The 12,443-nt window shown below is 65.3% G+C and carries 12 protein-coding genes; 5 read left to right on the forward strand and 7 right to left on the reverse strand.

Annotation, left to right across the window (positions count from 1 at the left end):
- Nucleotides 1–148: 148 nt before the first annotated feature.
- The 3 genes from mqo to ABY44_RS05225 form a co-directional block, all read right to left on the reverse strand.
- On the reverse strand, nucleotides 149–1,810 hold the full coding sequence (gene mqo / locus ABY44_RS05215; RefSeq protein WP_172535130.1) for a malate dehydrogenase (quinone): 1,662 nt from the start codon (nucleotides 1,808–1,810) through the stop codon (nucleotides 149–151).
- Between the two features lie 523 nt (nucleotides 1,811–2,333).
- Complete coding sequence (locus tag ABY44_RS05220; RefSeq protein WP_060174137.1) at nucleotides 2,334–2,621, reverse strand: hypothetical protein; 288 nt, start codon at nucleotides 2,619–2,621, stop codon at nucleotides 2,334–2,336.
- 65 nt (nucleotides 2,622–2,686) lie between these two features.
- Complete coding sequence (locus ABY44_RS05225) at nucleotides 2,687–3,175, reverse strand: Lrp/AsnC family transcriptional regulator (RefSeq protein ID WP_027790012.1); 489 nt, start codon at nucleotides 3,173–3,175, stop codon at nucleotides 2,687–2,689.
- Nucleotides 3,176–3,290: 115 nt separating this feature from the next.
- On the opposite strand from ABY44_RS05225, the gene ABY44_RS05230 reads away from it, so the two are divergent.
- A complete protein-coding gene (locus tag ABY44_RS05230; protein ID WP_060174138.1) occupies nucleotides 3,291–4,328 on the forward strand; it encodes a histone deacetylase family protein in 1,038 nt (345 codons plus the stop codon).
- A gap of 69 nt (nucleotides 4,329–4,397) precedes the next feature.
- Nucleotides 4,398–5,540: a branched-chain amino acid ABC transporter substrate-binding protein gene (locus ABY44_RS05235; protein WP_060086045.1), complete on the forward strand. Its 1,143-nt coding sequence runs from the start codon at nucleotides 4,398–4,400 to the stop codon at nucleotides 5,538–5,540.
- A gap of 80 nt (nucleotides 5,541–5,620) precedes the next feature.
- Here the strand turns inward: ABY44_RS05235 and ABY44_RS05240 are convergent, their stop codons facing one another.
- The gene (locus ABY44_RS05240) at nucleotides 5,621–6,490 is read right to left on the reverse strand and encodes a mechanosensitive ion channel family protein (RefSeq protein ID WP_059696193.1); all 870 of its coding nucleotides are present in this window, start codon (nucleotides 6,488–6,490) and stop codon (nucleotides 5,621–5,623) included.
- Between the two features lie 340 nt (nucleotides 6,491–6,830).
- Here ABY44_RS05240 and ABY44_RS05245 point away from each other — a divergent pair, with 340 nt between their 5' ends.
- The 3 genes from ABY44_RS05245 (at nucleotide 6,831) to ABY44_RS05255 (ending at nucleotide 9,151) form a co-directional block, all read left to right on the forward strand.
- A complete protein-coding gene (locus ABY44_RS05245; RefSeq protein ID WP_060174139.1) occupies nucleotides 6,831–8,204 on the forward strand; it encodes a M23 family metallopeptidase in 1,374 nt (457 codons plus the stop codon).
- A gap of 289 nt (nucleotides 8,205–8,493) precedes the next feature.
- Nucleotides 8,494–8,826, forward strand: coding sequence for a type II toxin-antitoxin system RelE/ParE family toxin (locus tag ABY44_RS05250; RefSeq protein WP_060174141.1), 333 nt, complete (start codon nucleotides 8,494–8,496; stop codon nucleotides 8,824–8,826).
- On the forward strand, nucleotides 8,819–9,151 hold the full coding sequence (locus ABY44_RS05255) for a helix-turn-helix domain-containing protein (protein ID WP_060174140.1): 333 nt from the start codon (nucleotides 8,819–8,821) through the stop codon (nucleotides 9,149–9,151). The genes ABY44_RS05250 and ABY44_RS05255 overlap by 8 nt, the downstream gene beginning before the upstream one ends.
- Before the next feature lie 186 nt (nucleotides 9,152–9,337).
- On the opposite strand, the gene ABY44_RS05260 is transcribed toward ABY44_RS05255, so the two are convergent.
- The 3 genes from ABY44_RS05260 to ABY44_RS05270 form a co-directional block, all read right to left on the reverse strand.
- On the reverse strand, nucleotides 9,338–10,183 hold the full coding sequence (locus tag ABY44_RS05260; protein WP_431640932.1) for an AraC family transcriptional regulator: 846 nt from the start codon (nucleotides 10,181–10,183) through the stop codon (nucleotides 9,338–9,340).
- 153 nt (nucleotides 10,184–10,336) lie between these two features.
- Nucleotides 10,337–11,158 carry a fucose-binding lectin II gene (locus ABY44_RS05265; RefSeq protein WP_060174172.1) on the reverse strand — a complete coding sequence of 274 codons (822 nt, stop codon included), beginning with the start codon at nucleotides 11,156–11,158 and terminating at the stop codon, nucleotides 10,337–10,339.
- Between the two features lie 124 nt (nucleotides 11,159–11,282).
- Nucleotides 11,283–11,672, reverse strand: coding sequence for a fucose-binding lectin II (locus ABY44_RS05270; RefSeq protein ID WP_027790003.1), 390 nt, complete (start codon nucleotides 11,670–11,672; stop codon nucleotides 11,283–11,285).
- Between the last annotated feature and the right edge of the window lie 771 nt (nucleotides 11,673–12,443).

Below are 12,443 nucleotides of genomic sequence, written 5' to 3' on the forward strand. Positions count from 1 at the left end.
CAGCGGACGATCGGCAGCGGCGCGGCGGGCGGCATGGCAGCCGGCGAAGCCTCCGCAGGACGAAGCACGCCACGGCATCCGCATCCGCCATGCAAAACGGCCACCCCGGAGGGTGGCCGTGCGGTGCGGCGAATCGGGGCCGGACGCGTTACAGCGCCATGTCGGCCGACGCCTTCGCGGGGCGTGCCGGGGCCGTGCCCGTCGCCTGCGACGGCGTCGCCATGTCGATCTTCGGCGGCGGCGCCAGTTGCAGCACGTCGCTCGTGTAGGTCCATTCCTCGACGACCTTCGCCGGGCTGTCGTTCAGCTTCGTGCCGTAGCTCGGCACGATCTGGCGGATCTTCTGCTGCCACTCGGGCGTCGCGACCTTGTCCTTGAACACCTTCTTCATCAGGTTCAGCATGATCGGCGCGGCCGTCGATGCGCCCGGCGACGCGCCGAGCAGGCCCGCGATGCTGCCGTCCTGCGAGCTGACGATCTCGGTGCCGAGCTTCAGCACGCCACCCTTCACCGGGTCGCGCTTGATGATCTGCACGCGCTGGCCGGCCTGCCACAGGCGCCAGTCTTCCTTCTTCGCGTTCGGGAAGTATTCCTTCAGCGCGTTGAAGCGGTCGTCGTCCGACAGCATCAGCTGGCCGGCGAGGTACTGGACCAGCGGGAATTCGTCGACGCCCACGCGCATCATCGGCGCGACGTTGTGCGTGTTGGTGCTCTTGAGCAGGTCGAAGTACGAACCGTTCTTCAGGAACTTGGTCGAGAACGTCGCGAACGGCCCGAACAGAATGATCTTCTTGCCGTCGATGATCCGCGTGTCGAGGTGCGGCACCGACATCGGCGGCGAGCCGACCGACGCCTTGCCGTACGCCTTCGCGAGATGCTGCTTCACGACCTCGGGGTTGTCCGTCACGAGGAACGAGCCGCCGACCGGGAACGCGCCGTAGTCCTTCGCCTCGGGGATGCCCGACGCCTGCAGCAGGTGCAGCGCACCGCCGCCGGCGCCGATGAACACGAACTTCGCGTCGACCGACTGCGCCGGTTCATCCGAGTGCAGCTTGACCCACGTCACGTGCCACGTGCCGTCGGCATTGCGCGTGATCTCGCGCACTTCGCTCGACAGCGACAGCGTGAAGTTCGGCTGCGTCTTCAGGTAGCCGACGAACTGGCGCGTGATCTCGCCGAAGTTCACGTCGGTGCCGATCGGCGTCCACGTCGCCGCGACCTTCTGGTTGCGGTCGCGGCCTTCCATCATCAGCGGCACCCACTGCTTGATCTGGTCGTAGTCTTCCGAATACTGCATGCCGCGGAACAGCGGGCTGGCTTGCAGCGCCTCGTAGCGCTTCTTCAGGAAGCGCACGTTGTCGTCGCCCCACACGAAGCTCATGTGCGGCGTCGAGTTGATGAACGAGTGCGGGTTCTTCAGCACGCCCTGCTTGACCTGCCACGCCCAGAACTGGCGCGAGATCTGGAACGACTCGTTGATCTCGATGGCCTTCGAGATGTCGACCTTGCCGTCCGCCTTCTCCGGCGTGTAGTTGAGTTCGGCGAGCGCCGAGTGGCCGGTGCCGGCGTTGTTCCAGCCGTTCGAGCTTTCCAGCGCGACGCCGTCGAGGCGCTCGACCATTGTCATCGACCAGTCAGGTTGGAGCTCGTGCAGCCAGACGCCGAGCGTCGAGCTCATGATGCCGCCGCCCACCAGCAGGACGTCGACCTTCTTCGTATCGGCGGCGTGCGCGGACGACGCGGCGACGCACAGCGCGAGCGCCGACAGTATTACCCGTAACGTTTTGATCACAGCAGATCCCTTTTTCAACTTGGATGCATCGGTTTGCCAAGCCGCCCGGCGCACGTGTCGACCGCGGTGAAACGCGGATCCGGAGATCCGGATCGCGAATCCGGAATTCCGGATCGACGCCGCGCCGCGTTGCATTTGCGCACGCGAAACCGTCGGGAAGGACACCTTCGGATCGGCTTCCCGCGGGCAGGCAAGCGCCTGCGTCACAGTGGCGCACGACGCGCCCGGGCCCTTGCGGCAAGCCTCGGCGGAAGGCGCTTCAGGCTGCGTGGAAAGAGGCCGCGCGCGACGCGTTTTGCGGGGGGGCGGGGTGGCAAGGGGCGCGTAATGTAACCGAACTCGTTTGCTGTGTCACAAACGAAAAATACCGTTGTTTTTGTGGGGTTTTTTGCGTGTCCGGGTTTCCGGAATGACGGTCGGCGGAACCGGGAAACATGTGGATAACTGCGCGGGATCGCGAGGGGTTTTCAGGAGCGTCTTGCTCGTGTCTCGTCGTGTCGCGGCAGCGTGCCGCGACACGATCGCGCGACGTCACGTCACTTTACTTGGCGGCACCGTTCCGGCAGAACTGGTCGTACGCTTGCGCCGAATTCGCGAAGCCCTTCTGCTTCGCGAGTTCCCACGGGCGCTCGCATCGTTGCGTCGTTTCGCACCACGAATAGCCGGCCGAGCCGATGCAGCCGTGCGCGTCGCGATCGCTGCCGACCATCGGCGGGGCGGGCGGCACCGACGATTGGGCCGGCGGCGTGGATGGTGCGGCACAGGCGCTCAGTGCGAACGCGCAGGCCAGCGTGGCGGCCAGCGACAGGGAAGGGACGAAACGCTTCATGGGTGGTGCTCCATGGGATGAGTATTCGGAGAATCGGCTGACGGCCCCTGCGTTCGCCGCGTCGTTCAGGCGCCCGGCACCGGCACGCGCGACGAGAACTTCACTTCGCGCAACGCGAGGCTCGACTGGATCGACGAAACCCCGGCCTGCTTGCGCAGCACGCGCTCGACGAATTCGGCGTACGCATCGAGATCGGCCGCGACGACCTGCAGGATGTAGTCGGCCGCGCCGGTGATCTTGTGGCACGACGTCACTTCGTCGTGCCGTCGCATCACCTCCTCGAAGTGATCGGAATCCTCGTCGGAATGCATGTTGAACGTCACCTGCACGAACGCGAACACGTTCATGCCGAGCGCGCGCCGGTCGAGATTCGCCTGGTAGCCGGTGATGACGCCTTCGTCCTCGAGCCGCTTGCGGCGGCGCCAGCAGGGCGTGACGCTCAGCGACAGCTTCTCGCCGAGCGTCGCGTTCGACAGCGCGCCGTCGTCCTGCAGCAGGCGCAGCATGGCGCGGTCCACGCCATCTAGTTCGACCGAAGCGCGAATTTTGCTCATTTGCGGGATTCCGTAGGCGGTTTTCTCAAAATTGTACGAAAGGCGCGCGTCGAAAGCAAAGTTATTGCCGCCTGCGGTCAATAAACTGTTGCCACCCTCACCGCAACAGTCAACCATGCTCACGGTCTACAGCAGCGATCACCAATTGCATCGCGGCGTCGAACTGAAGGACGGCGCGATCACCGATTCGTTCGAAAACCCCCTTCGCGCAGAGACGGTGCTCGCGCAGGTGCGTGCCGCACGACTTGGCGACGTCATCGCGCCGAAACCGTTCGACCGCGCGCACTACGCGGCCGCGCACAGCGCGCACTACGTCGATTTCCTCGCCGGCGCGTGGGGCGAGTGGGCCGCGACGGGCCGCACCTGCCAGGCGCTGCCGCTCGTGTGGCCGGTGCGCGCGATGCCGGCCGCCGCGACGCCGCCCGCGTTCATCGACGGCAAGCTCGGCTTCTACGCGATGGACGCCGGCGCGCCGATCAACGCGGGCACGTGGGATGCCGTGAGCGCGAGCGCGAACTCGGCGCTCACCGGCGCCGACCTGCTGTCGAGCGGCGCGGCGCGCGCGGCGTTCGCGCTGTGCCGCCCGCCCGGCCATCACGCGGGCCGCGAGTACATGGGCGGCTATTGCTACCTGAACAACGCGGCGATCGCCGCGCAGCACTGCATCGCGCAGGGCGCCGCGCGCGTCGCGGTGCTCGACGTCGATTTCCACCACGGCAACGGCACGCAGGACATCTTCTACGACCGTGCGGACGTGCTGTTCGCATCGATCCACGGCGAGGCGCCGGTGTCGTACCCATACTTCTCCGGCTACGCGGAGGAGCGCGGCATCGGCGCGGGCGAAGGCTTCAACCTGAACCTGCCGCTGCCGAAGGGCACGCTGTGGGACACCTATTCGGCGGCGCTCGACCAGGCGGCAACCGCGATCGCCGCGCATGCGCCCGACGCGCTCGTCGTCTCGCTCGGCGTCGATACCTTCGAGCACGACCCGATCAGCCATTTCCGGCTGCGCTCGCCCGACTACCTGCGCATCGGCGCGGCGCTCGCGCGCCTGAACCTGCCGACGCTGTTCGTGATGGAAGGCGGCTACATGGTCGACGAGATCGGCATCAACGCGGTGAACGTACTGCTGGGATTCGAAGGGCGCGCGTGAGCGCATGCGCGGCCTTCGACGAACGACGAATCCGAACACGAACGAAGTGCGACAAAGGAGGAGACAGGCATGAACCGGCATCACAAGACGGCACTCGCCACCGCGGCCGCATTGACGTGCGCGCTGGCCGCATGGCCCGCGCACGCGGACGAGATCGTGCGCATCGGCCACGTCGCGCCGCTGACCGGCGCGATCGCGCATCTCGGCAAGGACAGCGAGAACGGCGCGCGGCTCGCGGTCGAGGAAATCAACGCGAAGGGCCTGACGATCGGCGGCAAGAAGGTCACGCTGCAGCTCGACGCGCAGGACGACGCGGGCGATCCGCGCACCGCGACGCAGGTCGCGCAGCGGCTCGTCGACGACAAGGTGATCGGGGTCGTCGGCCATCACAACTCGGGCACGTCGATTCCGGCGTCGCGCGTCTATCGCGACGGCGGCGTCGTGCAGATCTCGCAGGCCGCGACCAACCCGACCTACACGCAGCAGGGCTTCAAGACGACCTATCGCGTCGTCGCGACCGACGCGCAGCAGGGGCCCGCGCTCGCGATGTATGCGGCGAAGAACATGGGCATCAGGACGGTGGCCGTGGTCGACGATTCGACCGCGTACGGGCAGGGCCTCGCGACCGAGTTCGAGAAAGCCGCGAAGGCGGCCGGCATGAAGGTCGTGTCGCGCGACGCGACCAACGACAAGGCGATCGACTTCCGCGCGATCCTCACGAAGATCAAGGGCGCGAACCCGGACGCGATCATGTACGGCGGCATGGACGCGACGGGCGGCCCGCTCGCGAAGCAGGCGCGCCAGCTCGGCATGCGGGCGAAGATCCTCGCCGGCGACGGCGTGTGCTCGACCGACCTGCCGAAGCTCGCAGGCCCGGCCTCCGACAACGTCGTGTGCTCCGAAGCCGGCATCGCGCTCGAGAAGATGCCGGGCGGCGCGGCGTTCGCGAAGCGCTACGAAGCGCGTTACCACCAGCCGATGCAGGTGTATGCGCCGTTCTCGTACGACGCTGTCCACATCATCGTCGACGCGATGAAACGCGCGAACTCGACCGATCCGGCGAAGGTGCTGGCCGCGATGCCGGCCACCGACTATCGCGGCGTGATCGGCGAAACGAGCTTCACGCCGCAGGGCGACCTGAAGCACGGCGCGATCTCGGTGTTCACTTACAAGAGCGGCAAGAAGGCGCTGCTCGATATCGTGAAGATGTGACGCGGCGGTGATGTTGCGTTGATGTCGCGTCTGATGTCGCGGGGGCCGCGAAGCGGAACAGGCTTCGCGGCCTTCGCCGTTTACAGCGCGCGCACTCGCGTGCTGTCGCCGCGGCGCTCCGCGTCGTGCACGATGTGCAGCTCGCGTGCGCGGATCGGCAGCACGCAATCCGCATCGGCAAGCGCCTTGCGCACCTGGCGCGCGAGGCGCCAGCGCATCGCCCAGAACTTGTCGGTGTGCGTCCACACGCGCATGTTCGCGACCGCCGTGCTGTCGTCGAAGCGCATCACCATCACGTCCGGTTCCGGCTCGCGGAGCACGTCGGGATCGGCGAGCGCCAGCTTGCGCAGCGCATCGAGCGCACGGTCGATGTCGTCGTGTACCGATACTTCCACTTCGAGATCGAGGCGGCGCGTCGGATTGCGCGTGTAGTTGCGAATCGAGCTGCCCCACAGCGCGCTGTTCGGCACGTACTCGCAGATGCCGTCCGGTTTCGTCAGCCGCGTCATGAAGAGCCCGACCTCGTCGACGGTGCCCGCGACGCCCGTGCCGCCGTCGATATAGTCGCCGACCTTGAACGGCCGCAGCAGCAGGAGCATGATGCCGGCCGCGATGTTCTGCATCGTGCCTTGCAGCGCGAGGCCGATCGCGAGGCCTGCGGCGCCGAGCACCGCGACGATGCTCGCGGTTTCGATGCCGAGCTGCGACAGCGCACCGACGATCGCGACGATGCGGATGCCCCACACGGCCACGTCGCAGAGGATCGGCCGCAGCGTGTCGTCGACGCGCTCCTTGTTCGAGAGCAGGCGGTTCAGCCAGTTGCCGATGCGTTTCGACAGCCACCAGCCGACGACGAGCAGCGCCAGGCCGGCACATAGCTTGATGGAGAGGGTGGACAGTGCGTTCCACAGGAACGTCCAGCGTTCCGGGTGTAGTTGGTCGAGAAACATGAAGGGATTCCGGGTTGAGGAAGCCGTGTGCGATGCGACGCGAACGTGCCGTGGTCGGGGACGCTCGCGCTCACGCGCCGGCAGCGTTCGACTGTACCTGCGGCACGATGGTTCGCTCGCGTGGGTGGGGTCAAATGCCGCACAGCCGTGCCGTCGGTGCACGACATCGCGATTTCGATCTAGTACGAAGCGACTTTTCCAGTAACTGAGACTTGTCCTATTCAGCTGCTTCGATCGCGCCGATACACTCGTCTTCACGTTGCCGGGTCGCGACGATCGTTCCTCCGCGATACCCGGTTCTTTCCCGATTTTTCATTGACAGACAGCGAGTGACGACGTCATGCGGTTAGACCTGCGTTTCCGTCTCGCACGCGAACAAGGTCTATCCGCGCTCCGCGGCGCTTGCGGTTTCCCGATGCGCCGCGCGCTGCTGCGCGGTGTCGTCGCGGCCGCCTGTGTGGCGGGTGCACCGGGTGCGTCGGCGCATGTGTCCCACGACACCGCGCCGTTTTCGCCCGTGACGGCCGACCTTGTCGACGTGCCCTTTTTCGATGCCGCGCGAACGACGTGGGGCGGCTTGCATGCATCGTCGGCAGCACCGCTCGACGTTGCCTACGCGTCGCCTGCGTCGCCTGCGTCGACCGTGCCGAGCGTGCATGAACGCGATGGCGCCGTTGCGCGCTTCGGTGCATGTGTGGCCTACCGCGTGCTGTGCGATGCGGCGCGCGGTGCGGTCGAACGCGCGTACGCGTCGAGGTTCGATTACGGTCTTGCATCGGCGTTGCCAGCGATGGGTGAACAGGCCGCGTACGAACGGCGTCCCGTCGATCTCACCGCCGCTGAACCGTTCGTGCTCGAAGAGGCCGAGCGCGGCGCGCGTGGCGGCGCGATCGTCGGCAGCCTTCGGGCGTCGCTGGCGCGCGCCGATCTGCCGGCCGGCGTTGCCGAGCACGTCATCCGCATGCTCGCCGGGCGCATCGACCTGAAACAGCACGGCGCACTCGGCGACACCTTCCGCGTCGCGTACGAACCCGACGACAGCGCGATGCAGCCGGGCGGCACGCGCGTGACGGCGCTCGAGCTTCGCTTTCGCGGCCAGTACGTCGCGGGCGTGTGGTTTGCGCCCGCTGACGGCGCGTCGGGGGACTATTACGACTTCGACGGCGTGCCGCTCGCCGGTTCGCGGTTTGCGATGCCGGTCAACGCAACGCGGATCAGCTCGCATTTCGGGGCGCGCGTGCATCCGGTGACCGGCGCGCGTCATGTGCATTCCGGCGTCGATCTCGCGGCACCGGCCGGGCGCGCGGTTCATGCGTCGGAACGTGGGGTCGTGACGTTCATCGGCACCGAGCCGCGCGGCTATGGCAAGTACGTGGTGATTCGCCATGACGGCGGTTATGCGTCGTACTACGCGCACCTGTCGGCGTTCGAGCCGACGCTGCGAACCGGCATGCGGGTCGCGCGCGGCCAGCGTGTCGGCGCGGTCGGCAGCACGGGGACGGCCACAGGGCCGCATCTGCATTTCGAGGTGCGCAGGCATGACCGTCTCGTCGACCCGGTCGCGCTGGTACAGGCGGGCGACGCGGCGAAGCTGAAGGGCGAGCGGCGCGTGGCGTTCAACCAGGTGGCGCTCGATGCGCGCACGCAGCTCGCGTCTGCCGACTGGCTGCGGTCGGTCGCGATGTCGACGCTTTCCCCGTCGCACGATGGTTGACCCCGCGGACTTGCAATGTGGGAATTAGATCGTTTGGTTAACTGACGAATCGCAAAGACGTCGCCTTAGAGTCTGAAGGAAGCATGTAGAAGGCGAATTGACAAACGGAAGCCGGATACCCGGTTCACCTGGCCTGACGAGAGGTACCTGATCGGGGCGCGTGGCCGGCAGCGGGCATGTCGCTTTGTCGCAGGAGTCGCAATACATGCGGATGGTCACGTGCCCGGAGCGCGCCGACCGGAAGGACTCGACAGGTTTGATGGGAGTTAGCAAATTTGCTAATATCGCGATGAAGAAGTGGACGATCCTGTACTACGACGAACGGGTAAAGCGTGAGGTGTTCGCTTTGCCCAAGGGTATTCTGGCTGGCTACCTCCGACTGATCGAGGCGATGGAAGAACACGGTGCGGATCTGCCGATGCCGTATTCGCGCGCGATGGGGGAAGGATTGTTTGAATTGCGCCCGCGAGGCCGTGAAGGCATCGGGCGTGTGTGCTATTGCATCCGGGTGGGATATGAACTCGTTGTCCTGCATTCCTTCGTCAAGAAGACGCAGGAAACACCCAACGACGAGTTGCAAATCGCCCGCAGGCGAATGAAGGAGGTACGTAACAATGGCTAAGGCTCGCCCCGCACATACAAGCGAGGAGCGGTATGCACCGGTTCGACACTCTGCCGAAGACACCGCACGTCTGCTCACCGATCCGGCCATCAAGGCGGAATACGATGCACTGGAAGAGGAGTTCACCGCGCTTCGTGCGTTGCTCGACGCGCGCAAGGATGCGGGCCTGACTCAGGCTCAGGTTGCCGAACGAATGGGCACCACGACGTCGGCCGTATCGAGGCTCGAAGCTTCGTTTTCGAGCGAGAAGCACTCGCCGTCGTTTGCGACGCTGCGCAAGTACGCCGCAGCGTGCGGCAAGAAGCTCGTCATTTCGTTCGCGTGAACACGCTGGCGTCAGGCGCTGATTTCGCAAACGAACTTCGTCGGGAGACCGCATACGCGGCCACGATCCTGACTGTGAATCCCGCACCTCGAGAAACTGCAGCCCGTCCGGTTCATCGTGTGGGCACTTCGTAGTCGAACACATCGGCTGCAGAATCAGCGTGGTCCGATTGTTTGTCACGTTCGTTCACGTTAACGCCACCGGTTCGACCGGCAACCAGATTTCCAGCACGCCGGCGCCCGTCACCGGATCGTAGTCGTCGCTGTAGCGCTCGAACTCGGGTGCGTCCACGGCCTTGAATCCCGACGTCGGCAGCCAGCCGTTCCAGATGCTGTAGAAGGTCTGGTGCAACGTCGAGACATGCCCGGCGTGTTCGAACACCGCGTACCGCTGTGGCGCCAGTTCGACCCAGCGAAACGGCGCGGGCAGCCGGTCGCGGCTCGTGACTTCCACGCCCGCGATGTATTCGAAGCTGCCGTCCGCATCGGGGTTGCAGCACACGCCGTACGTCACGTCGCCGACCTGGCCGGGAAGGGTACCGATGTATGGGATGAACGCTTGCCAGAGCGCCGGAATCCCTTCGTTGGTGTCAAACGTATAACGGTCGCTCATGCCCGCGATCAACCGTTTGCCGGCGGTTTCGAAGCGCGACGGCCTCACGTCGATGATCTTCAGTTCTTTCATGCGCAGCGGCTCCACGAGAGACAATCCGTCGAGGGTGCGCCGTGCCCGCACGTCCTCGGGCGTGACGCCGAAGAGATCGCGGAAGGCGCGCGTGAACGCCTCATGGGAGCCATAGCCGGCATCGAGCGCCACGTGCAGGATGTCCGGCGCGCCTTGCGCCAACGCACGTGCCGCGCGCGTGAGCCGCCTCGACCGGACATAGCGCATCACCGGCCAGCCGGTGTTCATCGAGAACAGGCGCGAGAAGCCGAAGCGCGACATGTCGCAACTGGCGGAGATCCTGTCGAGCGTCAGTTCCGTGTCTAGCGTGGTTTCGATAAACCAGAGTGCTTGTCCTACCTGATTCATGGCGTGCCAATGAGTGTGTCGGGCGGACTATATGGTATCGGCGCCGGGGGCATTTGATCGTTCTTGCGGCGTGGGCGGGGCGTGCGCCGGCTGACGCACTGGAGCGGATCGCCACGCCGGGCGGCGTGGCGACGGCGGGCAGGGCGGTGCGACTCAGCCCAGCGGCCAGTTCAGGAACACGATGCCGTCGTTGTAGTCGTCGTCGGCGCCGTCTTCCGAGCCGACGATCCCGAAATACGACTTCTTGAAGATATCGACCTGCCGCGAGCCGAGCCGCGACGGCTTGCCGTTCGCCATCACGATCACGCGCACGCGTCCCTTGCCGGAATCGAGCACCTTGGTGCCGAGGTTCTGGTCCTGCGCGCCGGCACCCTTGAACGTGGCGGCCGGTTTCGGGTTGTCGTCGACGTAGATGTCGATCGTCTGGTCGTTCGCCGCGTTGGTGAGCGCGGTGACGCCGAACTTGATGTTCGGCGGCAGGTTGAACGTGCCGTCGCGCTCGCCGCCGCCGATGCTGCCGGCACCGCTGCCGCTGTCCGTACCGGTTTCGCTGCCGCCGCCGGCGGGCGACGACGATGATGCCGCCGTTTCCCCGATCGCGGACAGGCTCGCGTACGAGTCGATATGCATCGCGCTGCCGCGCACGCTTTTCCACTGGCCCTTCACGAACGTGACGCCGGTGCCGACGTCGATCGTCGCGACGAGCGTGAACGGCATGCGCCCGGTGCTTTCGGGCACCTTCGACGAATAGGTGAAGCAGCCGTCCGCGACGACGCCCTTGTCGGTCGCGATCGCGAAATAGATGCCGGGGAAGTTGTTGCCGGTCGCGTACGGCGTCGGCACGTTGAGGATGACCTGCAGTTTCCCGTTTCGAATCTCTGCCTTGGCGATGTCGATGTACAGGCCCGGGATGTCGACGTAGGTCTCCGAGGTCGCCACGGGTGCACTGATGATCGAAGCCGAAAGGAGGGGCATGGATGTCTCCGTTGGTAGGACGGGTTTCTGTGGAGTGCGGCGCGAGGCGCCGCTGAATGCGGTGCCCGACCGCCGGCCGGCCCGGAGGCGGCCGGCGGTGGTCGGTCGTCGGCCGTGCGTCAGGTCAGCCGATCGGCCACTGGAGCACGACGATGCCGTCGTTGTAGTCGCTGTCGTGGCCGTCTTCCGACACGACGATCCCGAAGTTGACCGTGTACGGCGAGCCGTCCGATTTCTTGCCGTTGATCGGCGCGAGGCGCGCGTCGGTGGCTGACGGCTTGCCGTTCACCGACACTTCGAAGCGGATCTTGCCGTTGCCGGAATTCAGCGTCGCTTCACGCGGGCCGTCGCGCGTCGTCAGCTTGTGATACGCGGCGGGTTCCTTGCTGTCGCCGATGAACAGCTTGATGTGCTGTTGCTCGGCGGCATTCGCGAAGAAAATCGCGCGGAAATCGGTATTCGGCGGAATCGAAAACTCGCCGGCGCGATTGGAAGACGTTTGAGAATCGGCCATGCTCTCCTCCTGAGGAATGATGGGTAAGGCTTGGAGCTGTGTCGCGCAAACGTTTGCCGTTTGAAATGCGACGCATCGAGCATGCCGAAAAATAAATCAGAAAATATTCTCCGGGGAATGGCTATTGTTCAGTAAATCGAAAACCGAGGTTAATCGATTTAATGAAACGTGTTTAATTGGCGCTATTTGCAGATATTCGGGAAACTATATCGGCGCCCATATCGCTTTTCTGAACGATGCGCGATAACGCCGGCGGGGAGGCAGGGGAGGCGACAGCAATCGGGCTTGGGCGCGGACGTTCGGCGTTCGCATATGGCAGCGTTCGTTTCAACATCAGCATCTCGGTCATGGCCGCGCCCACCGGCCACCACCGAACGCCCGCGCCGAAACCCGATCGCGATGGAAATGGGGTGCGGCAACCGGCGAAGTGGATTGACCCACTCACTCCGAACGTGAACAGGGCTCCACCGGCGCCGCACCCATGAAGCATATCGACGGGGCTGCGCGACGCCTATCGGACAGGACTGATTCTGAGCGATCAAATTCGGCGTCATTTGCGCCCGGCCCGTTGACAGCCCCCGTCACCCTGTGATTTGATTCCGGCCATGCAAGCCGCCCAGCCCCTCTTCTCGCTACGACTACTAGCCCGTTTCTCCGGGCTGGGTCTGCGGCTGCGCGCTTTCCATCTGCTTCTTTCCTGAAGCGCCAGATTTCCCCCGCATCATCGACCTGGCCCCGGTTGTCGACCGGCGCCTGAGTTCGTCTTTCTTC

The organism is Burkholderia sp. ZZQ-2 (assembly GCF_050768715.1).
Classification (GTDB): Bacteria; Pseudomonadota; Gammaproteobacteria; order Burkholderiales; family Burkholderiaceae; genus Burkholderia; species Burkholderia cepacia.

What these genes read in the sequence shown, in the direction of transcription:
- ABY44_RS05220 (WP_060174137.1), bottom strand. Translation starts at nt 2,621, where the DNA reads ATGAAGCGTTTCGTCCCTTCCCTGTCGCTGGCCGCCACGCTGGCCTGC.
- ABY44_RS05225 (WP_027790012.1), bottom strand. Translation starts at nt 3,175, where the DNA reads ATGAGCAAAATTCGCGCTTCGGTCGAACTAGATGGCGTGGACCGCGCC.
- ABY44_RS05230 (WP_060174138.1), top strand. Translation starts at nt 3,291, where the DNA reads ATGCTCACGGTCTACAGCAGCGATCACCAATTGCATCGCGGCGTCGAA.
- ABY44_RS05235 (WP_060086045.1), top strand. Translation starts at nt 4,398, where the DNA reads ATGAACCGGCATCACAAGACGGCACTCGCCACCGCGGCCGCATTGACG.
- ABY44_RS05240 (WP_059696193.1), bottom strand. Translation starts at nt 6,490, where the DNA reads ATGTTTCTCGACCAACTACACCCGGAACGCTGGACGTTCCTGTGGAAC.
- ABY44_RS05245 (WP_060174139.1), top strand. Translation starts at nt 6,831, where the DNA reads ATGCGGTTAGACCTGCGTTTCCGTCTCGCACGCGAACAAGGTCTATCC.
- ABY44_RS05250 (WP_060174141.1), top strand. Translation starts at nt 8,494, where the DNA reads ATGAAGAAGTGGACGATCCTGTACTACGACGAACGGGTAAAGCGTGAG.
- ABY44_RS05255 (WP_060174140.1), top strand. Translation starts at nt 8,819, where the DNA reads ATGGCTAAGGCTCGCCCCGCACATACAAGCGAGGAGCGGTATGCACCG.
- ABY44_RS05260 (WP_431640932.1), bottom strand. Translation starts at nt 10,183, where the DNA reads ATGAATCAGGTAGGACAAGCACTCTGGTTTATCGAAACCACGCTAGAC.
- ABY44_RS05265 (WP_060174172.1), bottom strand. Translation starts at nt 11,158, where the DNA reads ATGCCCCTCCTTTCGGCTTCGATCATCAGTGCACCCGTGGCGACCTCG.
- ABY44_RS05270 (WP_027790003.1), bottom strand. Translation starts at nt 11,672, where the DNA reads ATGGCCGATTCTCAAACGTCTTCCAATCGCGCCGGCGAGTTTTCGATT.